The sequence below is a fragment of the Prevotella heparinolytica genome, assembly GCF_004342845.1.
Classification (GTDB): domain Bacteria; phylum Bacteroidota; class Bacteroidia; order Bacteroidales; family Bacteroidaceae; genus Bacteroides; species Bacteroides heparinolyticus.
On record NZ_SLXB01000013.1, the window covers coordinates 33636 to 58196 of the forward strand.

Sequence of the window (24561 nt, forward strand, 5' to 3'; positions counted from 1 at the left end):
CGTTCTATTCCTTTAATAACAAATAATTCCAGTATGTATTGCCGAAACGTGCCTGCAAAAGCTGTCGGGCATTTTGTTGGGAAGTATATATGCGCGCAAAGTCGGTTACGCGCTGTATCACTCCGGGCGAGATGCTCCAAGGCATCCCTTGGAAGTTTTTGTGTGTCTGCGTCCATACATATACCAACGCTTCTTGGTAGCTGCGGGGAATATGCTCATAACCGGCATCCCTGCCCAGAGGATAATATTTCATGAACCGTTCCAAATCGCGCTGTTGCAACACGTATGCCAGCATATACTCAAAAGCCATCCGGTTACGATGATTCTGTTGATACAACAGTCCCAACATAACGTCTATCTCCCGGTTACTGAACAAAAAGTCTTCCGTATATCGTATCTGCCTCAGCCAGCCCCATTCTTTATGAGCATTGATTCTCTCTTCATTATAAAGGTAGGTCATGGCATCTTCCGCCCACTCTCTATAAAAGAGCGTTTTTCTCAATGCCCGCAAATATTTGGCAGCAACCTCATACTGCCCGTTAATCAGGTTCGTTTCCGCCAAGCGCTTGTAGCAACGCCCGCTCTTATTGAAGTTGGGTATCGCTTCCATTGCTTCGAAAGCATGACGTTGAGCCGTATTGATCATTCCTAAATGATAATATGCCTCACCGATGGGCAATGGAGAAGTGAAGTCACGTTGAAATTCCGGCAACAGCCCTTCCGTACCGTTCTGGTAGAACTCAAACATACGGTCTCCCATCTGTCCGGTCTTTGCCAAAGCAAGATTCAGGCAGGTTACGGCAAAAGGCGAGGTAGGCGATTTCTTTTCAGCCGTCTCTACAACCTTCCGCCACTGTTTGTTACGCACCAGCTGGTCGTATCTCATCGCTTCTTCCTTGTCCATATCACAACCGGCGGCAACAAAGTAACAGCCGAACAAAGCCACCAATACCGACTGCACCCCGCCATATAACATCCGTTTCTTCGGCACAGGGAGAGCAGCCAATAGGAAAGGCATAAGAACCAGTAGAAAGGCAAGGCCTATCCCCACCCAAGGTATGACAGCCGGAAAACGGTAATAACCGATACCTGTCATCAATCGGGATATGGGGTACTGTGCCCAGATACTTGCCAACAACGGACAAGCCACTCCCCACAATCCAATTCCCGGAATCACACCCATACCGATCCGGAGATGCCTGTTTTCAGAGTTCGGACAGAGCTCACGCATCATCACCCAACTCATAAAGATGAAATGAACCGCCCCGGCTGCCCAATAGAGCAATGGAAGAACTACCAGAACATAAGCTATGCGCCCCTTCCTACCTTTCAAACGAGCATATGAATAGCATGCAACCAACGTAAGCAATAAAGCCACCACAAATGAGAGCATCACATTTTCGTCACCCATGAAATGCCACAAAACAACAACGGGCAAGAAGCTGAGCGGATAATAGACATCGGCCGTTCCTTGTTCCTTTGCCAATGCCCAAACCAAGCGCTGCAACAGCACATACAAAAAAGCCAGAATACAGGCACCTGCCTCTATATAATAATAGAACTGCGTCAAATATTCGGCGACATAGTCGGCCGGTCCGCCCGGCACAGCCATCCGTTCCTGCCAATAATCCATATCGAACAAGAAGAGCTGAAACTGCTCCTGATAGGAAAGGTGGGCAGGATAAACGTATCGCCAGAAAAGAAATACCATCGCACCGAAAAGGATCGACAGTCCGATCTTCCAGATACTTGCTGCCATATATTTTTTACCGAAGACTTTCATCCAATCGTTTTTGTTGCTCTTCCGTCAAGGTACTTCGCAAAAAGTTTTGCATGAATCTCCCCAACGTATTGTTTCCTTGTTCCTCCAAGAAGAGGAAATTCATCTCCCGTTCCTGTTCCCTTAAACTATCACAGCGCCGTACCATTTGTAACGAATCTTCTCCGGTAGCTGTCGGCAGCCTCTTCCGAATAAGACGATAGTCCATTTGCATCTTTTCCCTCTCTTCCTTCCATCTTTGCAGTGCATCGTTCTGCGGAGTCCCCGCCACAGAACCGAGTGTATCAGCCGTCACGTATATCGTACCCGGTTCTGTCACTACCAATAACTCTTGTATGTCGATACGCAAAAGAGGCCGTACGCGCAATACCTTCATTTCCTCTCCTTGTCCGGAGAAGGAGAAAGAGGCGTTGGCTATTTTTACGGAGTCTACCCGTCCCGGAGCATTCGCCATAGGTACGAGATATATCCATTCGCCATCGTACTTCACCGAAGGCAATGTACCTTCAATCACATAGCCATGTTTGGTATCTCCACAACCGGCTCCTAACAGGCATCCTATACACAAAAGAAATCGGAAACACAGTTTCATCATATCATCCGGATTAAAGTTTTCTTACCGCCATACATTCCATCTCGACCAGCCATCCCGGGCGGCAGACGGGAGCCAGCGTAATCATTCTCGGCACATTAGGGAAACGCATGTCGAACATTTCTTTTACCACGGTATAATCGGCCATATCGCGCAGATAAACAATGATATGCCCCAAATCCTCAAAGGAACAACCGGCCTCTTTCAACAAGGCTTCCACATTTTCCCACATCCGCTCCGTCTGCCGACGAACATCACCGGCATGCACTATTTCTCCACGGTTGTTAATGCTTGCCGTGCCGGAAATGAGCACCAACCTGCGGCCTTCATAATCCACAGCCGTGCCTCGTTCAAAGCTGACCCCATATTCGTAAGTGGGGCTGAGGTGGGTACGGGCATACAAATACTTGATTTGTCCGGGCTTCAATCCCTCTATGGCAAAAGCATCGAGCATCACCAATATTTTCGGGTCGGCATGCCGCCCGCCGATACCGGTGCTGGCAATGTAGTGTGTCTTTTCCGTCAGGTTCTGAGTAGCGAATACTTCATTGCGCGCCTTGACCACGCCGGCATAGTTGCAATCTACATTCTGCACAAATATCCAAGTACGCAAGCAGTTATCAGCCAAAGAGCAACCTTGCTCCATCAACTGCATGACATAATCATTGAACAGCAACCGCGTCTGATATTCCGAATTGGCTGCACGGTTAAAGCTGCCTCCCATCCATAGTTGACGGTATGCTCCGTGCCTTACTTCATAAAGTCCGTTCGACAACACTTTGGTCTGCACATTGGTTTGCAGATACGCCCACAAAGCAATTTTAGTTCCCCCCAACGGCGGTTGCTCCACCACAGACAGGGCGCAATCGGAGGTTTCCGCCATAGTAGCGAGCAACAGTTCCGACTGATTGGCAGTGTCGCTCAAGAAGAATCTTTTGAATACGGCTATGGCACCGGGCAACTCATTCTTCACTAAAACAGCATACGTATCCAGCACAGCATTCATCTGCTCGCAATAAGTCTGCTTCGGCTCGATGGCATGTATCATCACGTGATATTCTGTCACTCCGCCATCTACAACAAATGCAGATACTTCGGCTCTACCGGAAGGATAAGTGTATGAGGTATATTTCATATAGTTGATTCAATGTTATTTACCTACAAATATAGCCAATTATTACTGCCTGCTAAAACTTTTTCCGGATATTCACGGGACATTCTACTTTTTCTTCAATGCATCACGGCGTTTAAATGCGTCCAAGTAAGCCGATAAGCCCACAACTTCACTTTTCAGCCCTGCTGCTCTTTTATTCCCGAATGTCTGTTCGCACGGCACGAATATCTGTTCGCACGGTGCGAATGTTTATCCGCAGGTTGCGTTTTTATGTTCGCACGGCGCGAACAGAGATTGATTCAAGTTGCAAACAAGTTTACTGCTTGCCTCGCGCAGTTTTTTTCTTTGATTCCAACAACTTTATTCCTTATATCCAACGCATCAATCCATATAGGGGTCGCTGAGACTTAAAAGTGCATAGGCTCGGTATTTGCAGTATCTGTCGACAAGCATCGTGAACTGGATTACGAAACAGTAGGTTCTCCAAGATGCCCATCTCTCGGCTACCGGATTAATTCAGATTTATCATGGGAGGTTGGCGCTTACTTTTATAATAAAGAATGGCTGCATCTATTCACCGGCTTTGCAGGGACTGTCGGCATACGTTTGAAAATTTAGCATACACCAATAATAGCCAATATTCCATAAAGAGAAGAAAATTCCGGAAAAGAAGTGAAAAGGTGAATCTCACGACTCACCCTTTCCTGTTTTAACCATAAAAACTTGTATCATTCGATTTTTCTTCTGCAAACGCCAAGTGCCACGAACGACCATAGGACGAGTGTAACGACAAGTGCTTGCACAGAAATAGTCCGATTGACAATTCCCTCTTCTGACTACTTTCTCTTGAAGTTCCAGAACCAAGCAGTTCCCCAATCTCCGGCTCCCGGCTCGCCGGCACAAAGCCTGAGATGTTCGCCATCGGCTTTCAGTATCTGATAAACATACTGGGGAGCGTTTCCATGGTTTACCATAATCCCCATCAAAGGATAAGTGCCGCTGAAAGTCATGGTACCTTTGTCCCAACCGGCCTTAATCACGTCCTCACTCACTTTGACGGAACCTTTGTCGCCACGGCTCATCTCTACTCCGGTCAGGCTGATCTTCATCCATCCGTCCTTGCCGTCTTTGGGTAAACCTTTACCTGCGGCCTGTTCATCAATGTCTTTCAACTGAACAACCCACCAGCTGGGGCCGCTATTTTGCAGATAACCGCCATTACCCCATACACCATCGCCGGCAGTATCATCCCATACCCATGTATGGGTGGTAAACCCGCCGTTTCCATCGCCAAAGATGTCATTAAAGATGGCCGGCAGGTCGGTAAATTCCTTCACATTGATGCTTTTCGTTTCGGATTTCGTAATGGAGCCGTCCTGATTCATCGTAGTAATATAGAAATCAAGGCTGCGCGCAGGAGGCACAATCTGGCAAGTAGGTGCAGTGCCCATAGCCACACAGATATCGGTGCTCGCATCGTAAACCTTTACATAACGGGTGGGAGAAACATTGAACGTCAAGTTGTTATTCCCCTCGCTCTTGGCAGAGATAGTAAATGAATTGGTTAATTCTTCAGCGGTTATATTGCTGTTCTTTCCTATCTCGTCCACTATCGGGTCGCAGGCAGCAAAGAACAAAGACAACAACGGAGCTGCAAATAATATCTTTTTCATATCGTAAATTGCTTATTAAGATTAAACATTCGGTCGGGTTCTATTTCCATCCGGTGTACTCGCTATCGGCACCCGTCCAACCCTCATTCTGCACAACGCTTCCGATGGCAACTTGGCTTTCGGGCATCTTTTGGAAACCGGCCGTAGCCTTATAACGAACCGCATATCCTCCATTGTGGGCCGTATTCTTATCGGGCTGACCGCAATAATAAACCGGCTGATTATCTTGTTTGGAAAGTGCCTCGGCTGCAATATGCCAACGACGGATATCATTCCAACGAATACCTTCGAGAGCCAATTCCCAACGACGTTCGTTCTGCAAGGCCTCGAGCGAGTAAGAAGCAATGGGGGCGAGTCCGGCCCGTGCACGCACGCGATTGATGCCCGCCACATCCTCTTTCAGCTCGCTCTGCATCAACAATACATCGGCAAAGCGAATCAAAACCAAGTCATGGATGTTGTTAAGCTGCATATTGTTGGCTCCTTGAGTCCATCCCGAAGCACCATACATCAGATTCTCAAAGCAGCACACATACGGATTGTCTTTTACCGGAATCAAATTCTCCTGCGAACCATCGTTTATAGCAGAAATCGGCGACCACTTCTTAGAATAATAGTCGGTTTCCTGCACGAAGTCTGACCAACCGCCCTTTACATAAGTGGTGCTTTTCGACCAATCCACAATAGTGGCTTCGCGACGGATATCTTTCTCATCACGGTCGGCACTTTTCCAGTCATTCACCAAATTGGGAGCCACAGGGCCTGCCCCCCAACCTTGCCCGAAGGGGAAAGTCTTATCGTAAGACTGACCACCGCGTACACCCATGTGCAGAGCAACACCGTTGCCATAACCTATGGTAGTTTGCCAGTCGGCCAACTTATTGAACTTGATGGCGAACATCGATTCGAGATTAGCGGCATTATCGTCCTCTGCCCATTTCAGACCTTTCCCCTTGGTATAATTATAGTCTTCCACCGTATAGCGGTTGGTATAAGCCCAGAGGTTGCGGAAATCGGATACAAGTTCATAACCGGAGTTGTTCACACAATCGTCTACATAGGCTATAACGTTCTCTTTGGTCAGCGTCGTGCCATCGGGCAATGCCACCGAAGTAAGCGGTTTGTAAGTAGTGCCGGTCAAAGCGGCCATATCAGTTCCGTTACCGTACATACCGGTGTAGAATAAGAAAATACGAGCCATCAAAGCCTCTGCCGTGTACTTGTCTACGTGCCCGTCAGTCTTACGTGTGGCAGACATCATCTCAACGGCATCACGCAAATCCTGCAACATCTGTCCGTAAAGCACCGCCACATCACCTTGTGTCACCAGTTCGCCTGAAGGAACAGTCATCAAAGGCACATTGCCATACATGCTTGCCAAATCGAAGTGATAGTAAGCGCGCAGGAAGAGGGCCTCACCCAGGAATTGCTTCTTTATCTCTTCATCCATAGCCGTGTTCGGCAAAGCAGTAATCAATGTGTTAGCCCGGTTAATACCTTCATAACGCAACACCCAGAAATTGTTAGTCATGTCGGCATTATAGTTCGTAATCAAGTCCATGGCCTGCATCAGTTTATCATTGGTTCCGCCACCGCCAAGCGCATCGTCGCTGGCCAGTTGCGCATAGTATATAAATGACTCCTGCGGATACGCATGCGTGGCATTCAAGTTTTGATAGACACCTGCCAAGGCTGCAATACCGTCGGCTTCGGACACGGGGAAGTTCTCTGTGGAAAGCTCACCCATATTCTCCACATTGTCGATGTCGCAAGAGGCCAATCCAAGTGCAACACAAGCCGAAGCGAATAAGTAGGTTATATTTTTCATATATAATCAGTTTTAGAATTTAACATTAACACCAAACATATAGGTACGAGGAGTAGGATAGTTGCCTACATCGACACCGGTCAGCCAAGGTTCTTTGCTGCTAAGAGCACGGCCGTTCTCCGGATCCATTCCCTTATAGCCGGTAATGGTGAAGAGGTTTTGCGCTGCAGCATACACCCGTAACTGCTGGAACGGACAATTCTTCCAAATACGCTTAAAGTCGTAACCCAAAGTCAGATTTTGCAATCGGAAGTAGTCTGCATTTTCCACGTAAATGTCAGAAATAGACTGCCAATTCACGCCTTCATTCATACGGGCCAGCAAAGGATATCTATTTGAAGTACCCTCGCCATTCCAATACTGATAAACCTCGGTGGTGTAATTTTCTTGTTCGCCGTCGGTGAACTTACGATAAGAACGGGCCACTTGTTGTCCCAATGCAGCGAAACTTGTCACAGAGAGGTCGAAGCCCTTGTATCCGAAGTTAAGGCTGAGTCCCATCGTCACATCGGGATGAGGATTACCCAAATCGGTCTTGTCGTCGGCATTGATAACACCGTCTCCATTCACATCCACAAATTTCAGGTCACCGGGTTTCAGCGTATTACCTTGCAGCGAGTTGGCAGCGTTTTTATCTTTCAATCCTGCTACGTATGCAGCCAAATCTTCTTGATTCTGAATAACACCGTCGGTCTTATAACCCCAGAAGTAACCTATGGGATGTCCTTCCTCGAAGCGTGCCATATAGCCGGTTCCTTGCGCAAGATTGTCAAGCCCTCCATTGTTATACTTGCGGGTACTATTTACTTTGGTCACCTCATTCTGGTTGTAGGCAATGTTCCAGTTTATACCATAAGTAAAGTCTTTACCCACATGGTCATTCCAGTTAAGAGCAAGTTCTACACCACGGTTGCGAACCGTACCTGCGTTTTTCAGCTGTTCCGAGAATCCGGTAGTGGGTGTTACGGGAACCAGCAGTAACAAATCTTTAGTGGTTTTTTGATACCAATCGAAAGTAACGCCCAAACGACTGTTCAAGAAACGGGCGTCGAGGCCCATATTAATCTGTTCGGAAGTTTCCCAAGTTATATCGGCATTGGCCAAACGAGTAGGAGCGGCACCCGAAGTATAACCATCCTTATTATTTCCGAACGAGTAATTGGTCTTTGCATTGTAACCGAATGTTGCCTGATAAGCAAAGTTATCAACAGCATTCTTATTACCGTTTTGTCCCCATCCGGCACGAATCTTCAGGAAATTGAGCCATTCTTGTGCTTTTTCCATAAACTTTTCGTTCGAAACCACCCATCCGGCAGAGAATGAGGGGAAGTAGCCCCAACGCTTGCCCGGTGCGAAGATTGAAGAACCGTCGGCACGGATAATGGCACTGAACATATAGGTTTCGTTGAAGTTGTAGTTCAAACGGCCAAAGTAAGACATGCCGCGAGAGTCGCCATACGGACTTCCCGATACGGTAGCCAATGCCGTATTGTTCTTCATGAAACTCATATAGGCGTGTTTCAAATCGCCAAATACCGAATTAGTAGCCGTAGCATTCAATGAGAATCCGTAGTTGGGACGCGATTCGCCGTATTCGGTTCCGGCCAATACATCAAAATCGTGTCTGCCTACATTGAACTTATAATTCAATGTATTGGTGGTGCTCCATCCCCAACCTTGTCCTATCTGGTTGGTGGCTTGGTCGATGGAACGACTGTCGCCTTGATCATTCAGCTTGTAAGCGGGAAGATAGCTGCGCCATGACCATGAGCTTTGATTGTAGTTTAACTGACCGCGATAGGTCAACCCTTTGACGGGTTGTATTTCCAACCAACCGCTAACGTTAAGTCCGTAGCTGATACTTTTATTATTGGCACTTTGTCCGTTCATCATCGAAGCAATAGGATTGGTTGTGTAAGAATTAAAATTAAACCAGCCTTCCTTACCCGATTTCTTCAAATCCTCATAACCGAAGTATGCACCGTCTTTGTTATAAATAGGAATCAATGGGTTGGCCCGCAACATATTCGACAACATATTGCCATATTGATTTCCGTTGTCAAGGCCTTGTCTTTGAGAGTGCTGATAGTAAAGATTCTGACCGATCTTCACTACATCAAGTCCCGCATCGTTACGGTAAACGACATGCTCGGCATTCATGCGCAAAGTGAAACGACGATAATCGGATTTCGCCATATTGCCAAATACACCATCTTGATATTGATAACCCACACCGGAAGAAAACTTAGTGCGATCGGTACCGGAAGTGATATTCAATGAATGGCTGGTGGTAACGGCATTCTTGTTGCGAATAGCCTCAACCCAATTCGTACCCTCGTTCGCACCACTTTGGTAAGCAGCCAACAAGTCGGCATCTACAAACCGAGACCAATCGTGCGCATCCACGCCACTATTGAAACGAACCAAGTTCTGTATCTCCATATACTGTTTGGCATTCAGCATATCAGGCAACTTATAGACATTTTGCCAACCGATATTACCATCGTAGCTTACCTGAATTTTGCCTTCTTTGCCCTGTTTGGTTGTCACCAAGATTACGCCATTGGCGGCGGCAGAACCATAAATGGCACACGAAGCGGCATCCTTCAATACGTCTATACGCTCAATGTCGGCAGGGTTCAGGTTATTGATATCGCCTCCCACGCCATCAATGATATAAAGGGGTTTGGTATCGCTATTCGTACCGGCACCACGAATGGTTACTTTAAAACCATCACCCGGCTGACCGGAAACAGCTTGAATATTCACACCGGGAGACTGGCTCTGCAAAGCCCCCAAAGCCTGAGTCGTATTCAATTTTGCAATATCCTCTCCTTTCACTTCAACCGTAGCACCCGTCACCAGCTTCTTTTTCTGTACGCCGTAACCCACCACGACTACCTCGTCCAACAATTCGGAATCTTCTTTCAACCGGATATCGAAGTTAGCCTGATTACCTACCACTATTTCTTGTGATTGATAACCGATAAAAGAAACGACAATAACAGCTCCCGGCTGAACATTCAATGTAAACTTGCCATCAATATCCGTAATAACACCATTAGTCGTACCTTTTTCCAAAACATTGGCACCGATAACCGGTCCCATTGCATCTGTTACAGTACCTGTGATTTTTTTCGCTTGCTGCACAGCTTCGATTACATCAATCGACGCGGCGAAAAGTTGTGGAGTATAGCCGAATCCCAAAGTCGAACATACCCCTACAAGCAGCGCTGTTTTTCTGAAATTAAAATTCATACTTGTATCTTTCTTAGTTAATGAATTGGCGTTGCCACATCGGCAACAAATGTTTTTATATAAGGTTAAACTATTCTTGAGAAATAAATAGTCCTTATTAAATAAGGCAGGTGAATATTTATTATTCCTTTCTCATAGGCATTTTTCATTTTGTTAATGGTTCGTTAAACAGTATATGATGAGTTTTATTTCACTTTCCTTCGCGAATACAAATGTAAATTTTCAGCCTGAGACAAACAGACATTATTTTATCACATAATGATACTTCTTTAACATCCGTTATTATTTCACTTTCAGAAACGCCCCATCCGGCACTTTACACAAAGCGGTTATAGCCGAAACCCGTCTTTTCAAAGCAAGTTCTTGGCAATAGAGCAAAGGAATGATTGATTTAGCGTGAACGGGCAAGCGTCATTTCTTCAGTTCATCACGTACCATATGCCCCCACTCTTTCAAATCCCTCTCTTCCCAGTTTCCTTCCGAAGAGGCCGTAGGATAGAGCATGGAGCAAGTTTCATCTTTATCGGAAACAGACCACGCCACCCAGCTGATGGAATGCCGTTGCATCCATTCCAACCAATTCCGCCATTCTTCAGGATTTAAAGGGCCTCTCCGCTGGCTTCCATACCCGCACATTCGGAAACGAAAACGGGAAGCCCCTTGGACATGGCATAATCAGCCCTGTTGCGTAGCCATTGTCCATGGGTGTTGGCATAAAAATGAAGTGTGTACATGATGTTCTTGTATCCGATGATAGGGTCGTCCGCAGCCAGATGTATATCTTGATCCCAATGCGGACTACCCACAAGAATAACCGCCTCAGGCTCTATGGCACGAATTGCCTTGATGACTTCAATGGAATATCCTTATCCTATAAAGAGCATCAGCCAGCATACCGCCACGACAATTATCCAACTATTTTTCATTGTATTTCAATTTTAGGTTTTCCTCTTTGATTATTTCGATAGTACTGTCTGTTGCAAAAACAGAGTTCAGCCCCTGCTCCTCTTGTGCCGGATCGCCGGTATAGTCATCTCCTTTTTCCCAAAACACATGTCCGGGATTCTGTTCGGCAAAACCTCCCCATGCCCAGAAGTTGCATCCGGCAAACAGGCCGCCGCTTTCACGGTCTTGACGGATGAGGTCGAACACGTAACGATAATACTCGTCACGTGCCGTAGTCGGCACTTCTTTAGAGAACCGGAAACCGTCACGCGGAAAGCCGAATTCCTCAAGCACTATCGGTTTATGGAGTTTTCGGGCGACAGTCATGTGTTCGTCTATGTATTTCTTGGTATTTTCTTTGGCACGCGGAAGAAGTTCCGCCAGACTGTCCGCCTTCACCCATCCCCAATTATACGGCCAGATGTGAATATTAAGATAATCAATATTGGAGTCCGCATGGATTTTTCCGAAAAGCGCGATGTCGTTCTCGCATCCCCAAGCGCCTTCACTGCCCGAAGACACCATGTGGTTCGGATCGAGCGACTTGATTTGTGCAGCCACATCGGCCATCCAATGCGCAAAAGTTTCTTTGTTTTCCTCGGCAAAAGCGCGAGGCTCGTTGCCAATCTGCCAAGACATGATGGTGGGATCATCCACATATCTTATCTGATTATACCTATTTGTTCTTGTCACAATATACTTGACGTGATTGGCAAACAAGGCCTTCGCACTGTCCGACTGCGGAAACTGCTTTACATATTCCATATAGGCGGGCCATCCATCTATGGCAGGCACCACGGCATCTCCATGCCCCGTCCATTGCAGGTAAACGGAATAACCTCCGCTCCATTCCCACGAATTGTTCAAATAAAGAACGGCTGTCATGTCGCGTTTGCGCAATTCATTCATGAAATAATCCAGTCCGGCTAAAACAGTATCGTTGTAGACGCCGGGAGCTGTTTGCAAAGAGGGCTCTACCCGTGTCTTCACGCCGTTTTCACCATCGGCTCCCACCAATACGCGGAGGTTGTCCACGCCGATGCTTTTCAAGAAATCCAGTTCTTTGTGCAAACGCTCTCGATTTCCGCCTTCGCCTTCCGAGCCAAGAATGGCACCGTACCAGAAGTTGGCACCAATGAAATAATAGGGCTTTCCGTTGCGGACAAACTGTCCATCGGGACTGACCGTAATAAACGAATGTTCCGTATGTCGGGGAGTACACGAGAACAACAGGAGAAAGAGAAAAGACAAAGCTCCTCCTACCCCTCGTCTCTTTCTTCTCTCACAGAGAAAAGAATGAATGCTGTCTTGATTAGTTATCTTCTTCATGCGATTATTTTTATTCATATACACTTTCTATTGATTCTGTTTTATATCTGCTTCCGCATTCTCATCCTCTCGTACAGATTGCCAAGGCATCATTAATATCATAATGCAAGAAGTTTTTTTCGCAACCACTCCAGCCACTCGTCCCACTGCTCCTGATACCAGTAATGACCGGTTTCAAGATAAGGATGGAGTTCTTTCGAAGACGAAACCACATTATAGGCGGCATACATGGAGGTAGGAGGACAGACATCATCATTATATCCCCAACTGAACCAAGCAGGCACAGTCAACAAACGGGCAAAATTCGCCGTATCATAATAACGAACCGTTTCGAGTTCTTTCACATCGGGAGCACCTCCATAATAGAAATGATGAGGCCATCCACAAGCACGTTTTTTAAGGGAAGCCTCATGGTCGCACAAAGCAGGATGAACAACGGCCAAAAAAGTGACACGTGAATCGAGAGCGGCAGCTATCACGGACAAAGCGCCTCCCTGGCTGGCACCTGTGACACCTAAAGTCTGTCCGTTATATTGCGGCAGAGAGCATATAAAATCCACTGCACGCAAAACGCCCACAATCACACGGTTATAGTAAAAGGAATCTTTGTTGTCGCGACAGAAAGTCCAGTAATTATTCAACGCGCCGCTTGCCAGCGCATCATACACCGATTGCTCCATCGTCACGGGAATGCCGTGAATCCCTATTTCCAGTGTTATCACTTTTCCGGGAGCGGTATAGGTATCGCCCATATAGGGGCGCACACCCGCACCGGGCACACGCAGCAATGCCGGATATTTCCCCTCTTTCTTAGGGATGCTGAGGACACCGTAAAAACGGCCTCCCCACTCCTTGGTGCGGAAACTCACCTGATAGACATTATCTGTCATCGTACAACGTTCGGGAAGTAAAGTCATCACAGGCTCCAGCGGAGTGTTGCGCGCCTGTTTCAGGGTATTTGCCCAATAATCGCGGAAGTCGGCAGGGAGTTCGGCAACCGGTCGTAACTGTTCGGGGGCATAAGCAGCAGTCGCCATGCCTTCGTAAGTGCATCCGCCCACATGTGCTTTGACTTTACAACGAAAGAAACCGGAAGTTTTCATCACTCCTTGAAGTTTCAGTGTGCCGTCTTTCAGCAACACATCCTTTTTTGTCTCGGTGGGATACATCTCCGGCCCCAGCTCGTAGTCGATCCTTACATCAGACAAAAGATTCCGGGCCTTTATCACCCTGACAGTAAACGTACACTTCTCATTCAGCCTATAAGTCCAGTCGGTACGATCGGGTGAAACCACCACACGAATTTCATTGCCGCGTATCTGCGCAATAATAGTCAGCCCACAGAAGAGAGACAGTAAAAACAGATAAATTCTTTTCATAATATCAAATCTTTCTAATTGCAAAGATACTAATCTGCAATAAAGGAAAACGATACTATTTTATCATATTACCATCTTCTTCTTTCTATAATTCTCACGAAACTCTTTCGGGGAGCATCCTTTTTTCCGCTTGAACATCCTGTTGAAGTTGGAAAGATTATTAAATCCGCAATCATAGCAAATCTCGGCAATGGTACGGGTGGAATCGACCAACATACGAGTGGCAAAGCCCAAACGGAAATCTATAAGATAGTCAGAAAGCGTCTTACCGGTACGCAGCCTAAAGAAACGACTGAAGGAAACGGGTGTCATACCCACCATGTCTGCCAACGTATTCAGCCGTACTTCCTCCTGATAATGCTCGGCGATATACTTCTGCACTTTCTGCACGCGACGGCTATCGGAGAAAGTCTCTATTTTGGCAAAGGAAGACGAAGACAACATCCGTGCATCACTATACAGCGACAGCTCGTAGAGAATACGCAAGAAACTCATCACCGCATAAAACCCTTGTTCTTCAGAAGCCAGTTTGTCCAGCCAATTGTACACTTTCATGATGGCCTGCATGGGGAAACAAAGACCGCATTGAGCACGCTCCAACATTTGCCGGATACTGTCGAACTGACTCTTATTGATAAAGTTCCCGAAGAAGAGATTCGAAGAAAACTGTATCGTAATCTCCCGGATGTCCTTAGAAGTACATTCGTGTTGCTCCCACACATGCTCCAATTCCTTGCCGGTAATCAGTACCAAATCATAATCTCCGATGATTTCAGCCGAATCGCCCACTACCCTGCGCACACCGGAGGCATGCTCCGTGAAGTTCAGTTCGTACTCGGCATGGCAGTGAATGGGATAAGTGAATTCCGTTTTATGCCGATCGGCTATGTAAAAACAATCACGCTCGGATAGGGGCGTAATCTCTCGCATTATATAACTTTGGTTCTCCATCATGACTACAGGTTAATATTGTATCATTTATATTCCGGTTCTCGCTTGCCGTTACAAATCTAAGGTATTGCAAAGATAGCCATTACTTACAATACCGGACAGCATTATTTGTTTCTTTCAGATGGAGAATTTGTTATATCTTCATGCAGCATTCCTCTCAGAATCCGCTTATTCCTGCACCTTCAGCACGAAGGATGCGGCAGGTATATGCTCCGCACCGACTGTCAACACGGCTTCTCCCGCCTCGCCGGTACTTTGCAACAGAATTTGGGCAAGCCCGTTGAAAGCCTTCACCTGAAAAGTACGGGCAGAAGCATCCATAGGACGTTCTGCATCCTGATAGGCAGGGTCGCCATTGCCCACTCCGAGAATGCGTACCGGGCCGGCAACGGTAATCGCCAACTCATCGCAGGCAGTGGGCACAAAACGTTTCTTCTTGTCCTGCAACTCTACACGAATAACGGCTACATCCCGTTTATCTGCCCGGGTAACCGTACGGTCGGCCGTAATGGAAATACGATTCGCGGCATCGGCAGTTTCAACCTTTTCCGTCAACATCTTCCTGCCGTTTTTGTAGCCCACGGCTTTCACCGCACCGGGACGATAAACGGTCTTCCAAGCAAGGTATCCATTCTTCTCCATCGGTTTGCGCCCCAGACTTTTGCCGTTCACAGCCAGTTCCACTTCGTCGCAGTTGCTATACACCCACACGTCGATACTATCCCCCTCATGTCCGTGCAGATTCCAATGGGGCAGAATGTGCAATACCGGTTCGTCCGTCCACCAAGATTTCAGATAGTAGGCTTCATCTTTGGGGAATCCGCAATAATCCAACAGGCCGAACTGCGACCCCGTGGCCGGAAACTTCATGGGATTAGGCTCTCCGCGATAGTCGAACCCGGTCCAATAGAAAAGGCCGGCCAGATATGGACGTTCGTCGTAGAACTTCCAGCCCCGCTCAATGCAATTCAGCAGACTGTCCGGCCCGTTTGGCCTGCGGTTATGGGCCATCATGTGCCCTCGGTCGTGAGCATCGAAATAGATGCCTCGCGTGCCGCAACCCGTGGTTTCTTCCGAACCGAGCGCCCGCCGTTGCGGATAGTCCTTGCGGTGCTGCTCCACGGGATGTTGCAGGATATAATTGTAACCGGCCACATCGGCGGGAATCAGAATAGAAGGGCCGCTGCTCGATGCAACCGTCATCGGGCGCGTAGGGTCGAAGCGGTGGCAATACTCACGCATTGAAGCCGCTATGCGTGTTCCGCTCTCCTCCCATTCGATGCCCCACTCTTCGTTGCCCACGCTCCAAAGGATGATGCAGGGATGGTTGCGGTCGCGCTCAATCATGCGCCTCAACAGGCGGATGTGTTCTTCGTTGACTCCCGTCAGGCGGTTCTCCTCTATGACAAGAATGCCCATCCTGTCACACGCATCCAGCATTTCGGGTGTCATCGGATTGTGGGACGAACGATAGGCGTTGCATCCCAAAGCCTTCAACTGCCTGAGGCGGTACACCTGCAAGGCATCGGGAAGCCCCGTTCCCACTCCGGGATGGTCTTGGTGCATATTCACGCCTTTCAGCTTCAAAGGCTCACCGTTCAGAAAAAAGCCTTTGTCGGCATCGAAACGCACCTCGCGGATGCCGATTGCAGTGACGAACGCATCTACCTGACGGCCATTCTGATACACCTCTGTCTGCAATGTATATAAATAAGGTGTATCCACACTCCAAAGGGCGGGGTCATCCAATTCCATCTTGCCTATGCTGAGGTTCCGCTCCTTTGGCAACACCTGCCCGCCATCGGTTTCACAACGCGCAACTTCCTTGCCTTCGGCATCTTGAAGGACGTGGCAAAGGCGATATGTTCCCGCTTCTATTCCTGAATTCTCCACCGTTGTTTCTATCGTCAGCACGGCCTTATCAAAAGCGGGAGAAAGCTTGCTATGCACAAACGTCCCGAAAGGAGCCACATGCAAAGGAGCCGTTTTGTTGAGCCACACATGGCGGTAGATGCCCGCCCCTTCATAAAACCACCCCTCTTCGAGCGTGGCGTCGGCGCGAACGGTTATCAGATTCTCACCGCCATAGTTCAGGTATTCCGTGATGTCATACGTCTGTGTGGCATAACCGCTCGGCTCGTGTCCCAGATAGAAGCCGTTTATCCAGACACGGGCATCACGGAAAATGCCGTCGAACTGAAGATAGAGATGCTTGCCAAGGTCTTCTTCGGGAATGGTGATGGTCTTCCGATACCACCCCACGCCGGTTTCGGGATATTTATAACCCACCGTCTTATAACCGTGGCTGTGGCTGGCTTCGGCTGCATAAGGCAAGTCCACCGCCCAATCGTGCGGCAGGTCGACACTCTTCCATTCCACACCCCATTTGGAGGCATCGAACTTCAAAGAATAAGGGCCTTCATTATGGATAGAAGCCGCTTTTGTCAGATAGTTGAAATATTCCGTTCCGCAACCGAAATCCTTCTGCGGAGAAGCGGCATTGCCGAAAGCAAACTGCCAGCCGTCGTCCAGCAATATGCGTTCGCGAACGGATTGAGCGGAAAGAGAAAGTGAAGCAGCGCAAAGCATCAGCAAGGCAAACAAGTGTCCCATAGCAGTCATTTCTATTTAAAGTTCTCTCAATAAACATCGTTCCGGAACATTCTCAGGGAGATTTCGAAGCCGGCCCATATCACCTCCCTGCCACCTCCGTATCCTATAAGTACGGAGCAGATACGGAGGTGGCATGGGGTTGGTCTATTGCAAAGATAGAGCAACCCTGCCGGATTCGTCTGTATTTTTTTATCTTTTTCTGATACAGAAGCTCTTGAAGCCGGAAAAAGCCCTCCGGCAACTTGGGGCAATCGGAGAAAAGTTTATAAATTTGAACCGCTTTACCTCCCGGAAAGCACAAGAGCCTGCCGGGGCTTTGTCCGGCATTGGTTTGCGTCTGCTTCCGGAGGAAACGGCAAACAAGATTTAAAGGCACACAGATTGTTTCATCAACCCCTACCGCAAACGTATGGAAAACAAAAGATTCGGATATTTCGACGACCAGAACCGCGAATACGTCATCACCGACCCCAAGACTCCCTGGCCATGGATCAACTATTTGGGCAATGAGGATTTCTTCTCGCTCATCTCCAACACCGCCGGCGGCTATTCTTTCTACAAAGATGCCAAGTTCCGCCGCATCACCCGCTATCGCTACAACAGCGTGCCGATGGACAACGGTGGGCGTTACTTCTACATCAACGACGGCGGCACCGTATGGTCGCCGGGATGGAAACCTTGCAAAACACCGCTCGACAGCTACGAATGCCGCCACGGCATGAGCTATACCCGCATCAGCGGAGCAAAGAACGGCATCGAAGCCGGCCTGCTGTTCTTCGTTCCCCTCAAGACATGGGGGGAGGTGCAAAAGCTGACACTGAAAAACCTCACCCGACAGACGAAGCGCATCAAACTGTTCTCCTTTGCCGAATGGTGCTTATGGAATGCCGCCACGGACATGGAGAACTTCCAGCGCAATTTCTCCATCGGAGAGGTGGAGGTGGACGGCTCGGTCATCTATCATAAGACGGAGTACAAAGAACGCCGCAACCACTATGCTTTTTACAGCGTCAATGCTCCCGTCGACGGTTTCGACACCGATCGCGAAACGTTTATCGGACTATACAACGAATTCAGCCTGCCCGAAAAAGTGAGCGAAGGCAAGGCCGGCAACAGCATAGCTCACGGTTGGAGTCCCGTGGCTTCGCATTACATCGAGGCAGAGTTGAAACCGGGCGAAAGTCGCGACTACATCTTCTTGCTGGGCTACGTAGAGAACGGGCAGGACGAAAAGTTTGAAAGCAATGAAGAGAAGGCCGCCCACCACAACCCTATACTGCAAAGCGTATCGAGTGGCGCACTTATCAACAAGAGCAAAGCCGAAGCCATGATTTCGGCACTGGACACCACAGCCAAGGTAGATGCCGCCTTTGCCGAACTGAAAGCTTATTGGGACAGGCTGCTGGACGTCTGCGTGGTGAAGTCCCACGAGGAGAAGCTGGACCGCATGGTCAACATCTGGAACCAATATCAGTGCATGGTCACTTTCAACATGTCCCGCTCCGCCTCCTTCTTCGAGAGCGGCATCGGACGCGGCATGGGTTTCCGCGATTCCAATCAGGACCTCGTGGGGTTTGTGCACCAAATTCCGGAACGCGCCCGCGAACGAATCATCGACATTGCTTCCACCCAATTCGCCGACGGCGGATGCTACCACCAATACCAACCGCTCACGAAGCGCGGTAACAACGACATCGGCGGCGGATTCAACGACGACCCGATGTGGCTCATCTTCGGCACAGTGGCCTACATCAAGGAAACAGGCGATTTCGGCATCCTGCAAGAGCAGGTTCCGTTCGACAACCGCGAAGGCTCCGAGCTGTCGCTCTTCGAGCACCTGCGCGTATCCTTCAACCATGTCATTGAGAATCTGGGACCGCACATGTTGCCCCTCATCGGCCGTGCCGACTGGAACGACTGCCTGAACCTGAACTGTTTCTCGTGGGATCCGAACGAGTCGTTCCAAACCACGGAGAACATGACGGAAGGTTCCAAGGCGGAATCGCTGATGATTGCCGGCCTGTTTGTGGTGTGCGGACGCGACTATGCGGAACTATGCCGCCACATAGGCTGCAACGAGGAGGCCGCACGGGCGCAAACCTGCGTAGACAGCATGGTGGAGGCCGTGAAGAAACATGGCTGGGACGGCGATTGGTATCTGCGTGCCTACGACTACTTCGGCCGCAAAGTCGGCTCAAAGGAGAATGAGGAAGGACAAATCTTCATCGAGTCGCAAGGATGGTGCTCCATGGCGGGCATCGGACTGGAAGAGGGCATGGTGCAGAAAGCGCTGGATGCCGTGAAAGAACGGCTGGACTGCGAGCACGGCATCGTGCTCAACAATCCCGCCTTCACCAAATACGTGGTCGAATATGGAGAAATCTCCACTTACCCTGCGGGCTACAAAGAGAATGCAGGCATCTTCTGCCACAACAACCCGTGGATCATCATCGGCGAAACCGTATTAGGTCGTGGAGACCGCGCTTGGGAGTATTTCCGCAAGATATGCCCGTCGTACACGGAAGAGCGCAGCGCCCTGCACAAGGTAGAACCCTACGTCTACTCGCAGATGATTGCGGGGAAGGATGCCGCCCGTCCGGGCGAAGCCAAAAACAGTTGGCTGACGGGAACTGCCGCATGGAACTATTACGCCGTCACCCAGTTCATCCTCGGCATCAAACCTGCCTACGAGGGTTTGGAAATCAATCCCTGCATCCCGGCCCATTGGAAGAGTTTCAGCGTAAAGCGCAAATTCCGGGGAGCGGAATACCACATCACGGTAAAGAATCCCGACGGCGTCTGCAAAGGAGTCAGGACAATCATCGTCGATGGCCGGCCGGCAGAGGGCAACACGGTGAAACACCTTCCGGGCACACACAACGTGGAAGTAATAATGGGATAAAACGAGAAAAAGGATTCTACAATAACACGTTCGATATCACATGTGCCGTAGCTTCTACTATCCGATACCTGCGGCACACCTCGAGGACTATTTTCTGCGGGATGTCCGTCACCATCGGCCGTGTCCTTCCGTCTTCGCCGGTCACGTGGCGCAACGGCAGTTGCGGGTATATGGCGTGCAATATCAGGGCCGAGCGGTCGTAGGCCGTGAACGCCTCTCCCTTCATGTCGATGTTTATAAGGCTGTTTTTGCGGAATTCCGCCGCTTCCTGCATTCTTTTGCTGATTCGATAGGATTTCATGGATAATGGCGCGATTAGTGATGAGTGATGAGCGGTTAGTGATAAGTGATGAGCGGTTAGTGATAAGTGGTGAGTTGTCAGCGGTGAGCGATTAGTGCTGTCCGTGTGGCTTCGAGGCTTTCTGTTTTTCACTCACCACCCACTAATCGCTCACCACCGGCAACCAACCGCTAACCGAGCGGATTCTCTCCTTGGCCGCCCGAGCCGCCGGGAGTACTGCCGCCCGTACCGCCGCCCGTGCCGCCCGGTGCAGGTGTGGGCAGTCCTTTGGCTTTGCGGTAGTCGGCCAGCGAGGCGTAGTTCACGCCGGCTTCCAGCACGCCGCCGTTCTCGAAGCTGAGGCCGTGCAGAATCTTGTCTCTCAGTTCTTTGGCGGGGGTGAATACCACACGGGGCGATTTTATCATCAGCCCGGCGTTGAACTTGTCGATGTCCTCCACACCATCGCTCTTGAAGGTGAGGCGGAACGTACCCATTCCGGGCACGTTCACCGTGTGGCCCTGTTGCAACTGTTGGGGGATGAATGCCGCCAGCAGCTCTATGGCCGCCTCCATCTCTATGGGCGCGGTGGTGGTGTTTGCCGTGGCCGCGCGGGTCAGGGCTTTTTGCTCCAACGGCCGTGAGCTGTTGGGCACGGCATACCACTTGACGGGTTCACTCTTCTTGGTCGGGTGCTTCTTCTGCACCAATTTGTAACTGATACTCATGTTTTACAAAGTTTTAAATGTTTGATGATTAATGATATGATTCTCGTTCGACGCATTACCGCCTTATTCTTTACATGCCCTGTCGGGAGGCCTCCGGCAGGGGTGGTGTTCTCTCGCCGTATCGACGCCGCCCATGTCGCTATCATGAGGTTGCCTGCCTCACTATGGTGACGTTGGCTATCTCGCCATAGCGACGTTGCCTGCCTCGCTATGGCGACGTCTCCATGCTCGCCATAGCGAGGCAGGCGGCCTCGTCGCGACAATGCTCTCATGTCTGCTATGATAGTATAAAAGGTGAATGAATTCCACATGGTCGCTTCGCTCCCTTTATTCTTCTTGCGCTGCCCTCACCTCGAAGCCGTAGCCCCGAGCGTTGCTGCTCAGCGGGCTCACGTAGCCCGAGTAGAAGTTCAGGTTCCACCCGTAGTACGTGAAGTTCGGCCCCGCCGTCCAACAGTAGGCGCCGCTCCCAATGCTGTAGGGCACTGCGGAACTGATGTTCCGATAGCCCGACGCAGGGAAGAAGACAGTACTACCGGTGTGGTTCAGTCTGCAATGGAAGTTCCAACCCTTATCCCATGGAAAAAGCACGTTGAACTGCGATTGAGTGGATGCATTATTTCCTGTTGTGGTAAAGCCCGTAAAGGCATTGCTTGGAGGAAGTTTATATCCTACAGGCGATGGGTCGTAGATGGTCTTCACAACAGGGTTGTCGTTGGCTGTGTAGACGGTGTTGTTCGCACTCCAAAGGTTGGCGTAGGTGTTATCCATTTCCCAACTTGTATTAAAAGTGTTAGGGGCAGTGATACCCGATTTGATACAAGCAGTACCGGTTGAGAAACTTTGAACAGGGGGAAGCTGATTGGTCTTGACGTTCCCATCGGCATCATACCAGGTCTTATTGATGCTGTTCGAGCTTCCGTCTGGATTCTCCAATGCCCCCACGAACGGGTCTTTGCGTCCCCATTGGAAGTAGGTATTGTTCCCAAGTTCCGCAATGGTATGCGCTTTCTGTTTCACTGTGATGGTTTGTGTCGCCGCCGGCGTGTATCCTGCCGTAGACCTCTGCTTGAAGCGCACCTGCACGGTGCGTTCGGCGTAGGCCTCCTCCTTTCCGTCGCACCAGCCGAGGCTGACGGTCATAAGCTTATACTTATAGCCCTGATAATTGGTGATTTCCTTGTCGGGTGTGGTTGTTCCCGTTGTTCCGGGCTTGTAGTCCGTCACCCAGATGTGCCAGCTCCAAAGCACGGTGTTCGCTGCGTCGCGCACCGCCACCACGGCATTGCCCTGCCGGATGGTGGATTGGTTTACGGTGAACTCAAGGAAATGCCTGTCGGAAGAGAGGGCCACGTTCGTAACAAGATTCGGCTCATCCTGCCAGACGAGCGTGCAGTTATCGGGAGTGCAGTTTGCATTGTTGTAAATGTATGGGTCGGTAATTCCGTTTCCGAGGTGGTTGATGAAGGTTGTCAGCACATTGCTTCCGCTTGCCGTAGAGGTGTAGGCCGAGGTGTTCCATCCCGGATTCGGGCCTCCGGGCACCTTGACATAATCCACCGCGTTTCCGTACACCAACGGCAACTTATACCTCCCGGCGGCATTCACTATGTAGCAGTTGGCCGTCCGCATGGGGGCGATATTGCCCTGCCCGTCGTGGGTGGAGAGGTCGTATATGTTGGTGTTTGTCCCGTCGTTCACCGGTGAGGCATTCTTCAACGCCTCGTTGTGCGGGTTGCCCGAGGTGCTTGTCTGCGCCGCCACGGTGGCGGTGTAAACATCACCTGATGTGCTGCTACTCCCTGTCCCGCTTGCGGTGAAGGCAGTGAGCCATGACGGTTTGGTGCTGCTCCAGCTCATTCCACCGTCCTCGGAGAACTCCGCCGTCCATCCAATCGGTTTTGCCCCCGTGGCACCTCCTCCCGTAACAGCAAGGTAGCTCGCCACCCCATACGTGTTGTTTCCTCCGGCGTAGGTAAACTCCGCCGGAGCAGTCACCGTCAGCGTAGGCGTCATCACAATGCTGCTCGTGCTGATGCGGTAGGTAATCGTCTTTCCCATGGGCCAGGTCTTCCCCGCAATGTTCGCCGTGAGGGTGCGGGGCGTGTTGGTCAGGCCGTCGGTGTACTTCACCTCTATCTGCGCCCCGGCGGGCAGGGTCTGCGGCAGCATCATGAACGTTGCCGCTTCGGGCGTCAGAGGCGTGTCGGGCTGCTGCGGGTCGGGCGCCGTGGCGGCGGGCGAGAGGGTCAGCTCGAAGTTCCTCGCCCCGCCCGGGCTGTTCCATGCCGGCGAAGCAGTCATCGGCAGGCTGCCCGTGCCGTACACATTCTTCAGCGTAATCTTCGACACCGTGCCCGGCAGCATGTCGTCGCCCGTGACGAAGCGCACGGCCGTCAGCGCATGCTTCATCGTCAGCGGCTCGGCCGTGTTCGTGTTTCCCGGCCTGTCGGTAGAGGCCGCCACCAAGAGGTCTTTCTGGTCGGCAACATCGGTCGGTACTGTGTACGACAGGTAAGGCGGGTTGCCCGAAGTCCCGTTGTTGAACGCCGTCAGCCCCGCACTGCCGTAGGGCGCCGAGGCAAAGAAACTGATTCTGCGTGCAGCTCCCGGCCAGTGATACTCGGTGCTCCAGGCATCGCTCTTCTTCACCTTCACGGTGCGCATGTAGCTTGTGGCACTGCCGCCCGTATAGGCCGACGGCCAACTGTCCGATGCGGGGTAGACGAACGCCGTCACCGCCATCTCGTCGTACATCGTGGCAGTGGTTACGGGCGCAGCCTTCGTGCGTGCCCCGCCGTTTTGTGCGGTTGCGTCGCCTCCGACGCCCTCTTCGGCCGTGCCTCCGTCCTCCCCGATGCCGTCCGTAGTCACGGCGTGCAGGTACAGCGGATTACCGTCTCCGGAAGCCTCACCCTCCAGGGGGATTACCTGCACGGCGGGCAGCGTGTCGGCAGGCAGGCTGCCCGCCTCCGTCCCCGCACCCTTTGTCAGTGCGGCCTGCGCGGCACTGCCTTCCTTCCAGAGGTCGACCGCGAACCCTATCCTCCCTCCCGTGGAGGGGCTCTCATCCCGCTCGTCCGTGCAGCCGGCAGGAACAGTGGATAATAACAGCAATGCCGCCGCACCCGCGACGAGCATCCCCATGCAATGTCTCTTCTTCATGTTGTTTGTTTTTTAGATTCTGAT

14 protein-coding genes and 1 pseudogene are annotated in these 24561 nt (G+C 50.3%); 1 reads left to right on the forward strand and 14 read right to left on the reverse strand.

Translation table 11 applies throughout. From position 1 onward, the window contains the following. Positions 1-4: 4 nt before the first annotated feature. The 11 genes and pseudogenes from EV202_RS07850 to galA all read right to left on the reverse strand — a co-directional run bounded on the left by EV202_RS07850 (position 5) and on the right by galA (position 17462). Positions 5-1759, reverse strand: a complete 1755-nt coding sequence (locus tag EV202_RS07850; protein WP_131926547.1) for a DUF6057 family protein — start codon at positions 1757-1759, stop codon at positions 5-7. A 7-nt stretch (positions 1760-1766) separates the two neighbouring features. Then, positions 1767-2375 carry a DUF4369 domain-containing protein gene (locus tag EV202_RS07855; protein ID WP_234878262.1) on the reverse strand — a complete coding sequence of 203 codons (609 nt, stop codon included), beginning with the start codon at positions 2373-2375 and terminating at the stop codon, positions 1767-1769. A 10-nt stretch (positions 2376-2385) separates the two neighbouring features. Beyond that, positions 2386-3507, reverse strand: a complete 1122-nt coding sequence (locus EV202_RS07860; protein ID WP_125239087.1) for a Rid family hydrolase — start codon at positions 3505-3507, stop codon at positions 2386-2388. Positions 3508-4322: 815 nt separating this feature from the next. Beyond that, the gene (locus EV202_RS07865) at positions 4323-5159 is read right to left on the reverse strand and encodes a hypothetical protein (RefSeq protein ID WP_125239088.1); all 837 of its coding nucleotides are present in this window, start codon (positions 5157-5159) and stop codon (positions 4323-4325) included. A 40-nt stretch (positions 5160-5199) separates the two neighbouring features. Beyond that, a complete protein-coding gene (locus EV202_RS07870) occupies positions 5200-6987 on the reverse strand; it encodes a RagB/SusD family nutrient uptake outer membrane protein (protein ID WP_131926549.1) in 1788 nt (595 codons plus the stop codon). A gap of 12 nt (positions 6988-6999) precedes the next feature. Then, on the reverse strand, positions 7000-10245 hold the full coding sequence (locus EV202_RS07875; protein ID WP_131926551.1) for a SusC/RagA family TonB-linked outer membrane protein: 3246 nt from the start codon (positions 10243-10245) through the stop codon (positions 7000-7002). A 411-nt stretch (positions 10246-10656) separates the two neighbouring features. Next, positions 10657-11108 (reverse strand): annotated as a pseudogene (locus tag EV202_RS07880) (cellulase family glycosylhydrolase); the annotation flags it as partial. 52 nt (positions 11109-11160) lie between these two features. Then, a complete protein-coding gene (locus tag EV202_RS07885) occupies positions 11161-12537 on the reverse strand; it encodes a glycoside hydrolase 5 family protein (RefSeq protein ID WP_394364516.1) in 1377 nt (458 codons plus the stop codon). Between the two features lie 80 nt (positions 12538-12617). Further along, a complete protein-coding gene (locus tag EV202_RS07890) occupies positions 12618-13898 on the reverse strand; it encodes an acetylxylan esterase (RefSeq protein ID WP_131926553.1) in 1281 nt (426 codons plus the stop codon). Between the two features lie 63 nt (positions 13899-13961). Continuing rightward, positions 13962-14849: an AraC family transcriptional regulator gene (locus tag EV202_RS07895; RefSeq protein WP_164996267.1), complete on the reverse strand. Its 888-nt coding sequence runs from the start codon at positions 14847-14849 to the stop codon at positions 13962-13964. 168 nt (positions 14850-15017) lie between these two features. Further along, a complete protein-coding gene (gene galA / locus EV202_RS07900) occupies positions 15018-17462 on the reverse strand; it encodes a beta-galactosidase GalA (protein ID WP_131926555.1) in 2445 nt (814 codons plus the stop codon). A gap of 409 nt (positions 17463-17871) precedes the next feature. Here galA and EV202_RS07905 point away from each other — a divergent pair, with 409 nt between their 5' ends. Beyond that, complete coding sequence (locus EV202_RS07905) at positions 17872-20364, forward strand: GH36-type glycosyl hydrolase domain-containing protein (protein ID WP_131926557.1); 2493 nt, start codon at positions 17872-17874, stop codon at positions 20362-20364. A gap of 16 nt (positions 20365-20380) precedes the next feature. On the opposite strand, the gene EV202_RS07910 is transcribed toward EV202_RS07905, so the two are convergent. The 3 genes from EV202_RS07910 to EV202_RS07920 all read right to left on the reverse strand — a co-directional run bounded on the left by EV202_RS07910 (position 20381) and on the right by EV202_RS07920 (position 24537). Then, a complete protein-coding gene (locus EV202_RS07910; RefSeq protein WP_131926559.1) occupies positions 20381-20665 on the reverse strand; it encodes a hypothetical protein in 285 nt (94 codons plus the stop codon). A 170-nt stretch (positions 20666-20835) separates the two neighbouring features. Then, complete coding sequence (locus EV202_RS07915) at positions 20836-21372, reverse strand: HU family DNA-binding protein (protein ID WP_131926561.1); 537 nt, start codon at positions 21370-21372, stop codon at positions 20836-20838. 327 nt (positions 21373-21699) lie between these two features. After that, positions 21700-24537 carry a fimbrillin family protein gene (locus EV202_RS07920; protein ID WP_131926563.1) on the reverse strand — a complete coding sequence of 946 codons (2838 nt, stop codon included), beginning with the start codon at positions 24535-24537 and terminating at the stop codon, positions 21700-21702. Positions 24538-24561: the final 24 nt, after the last annotated feature.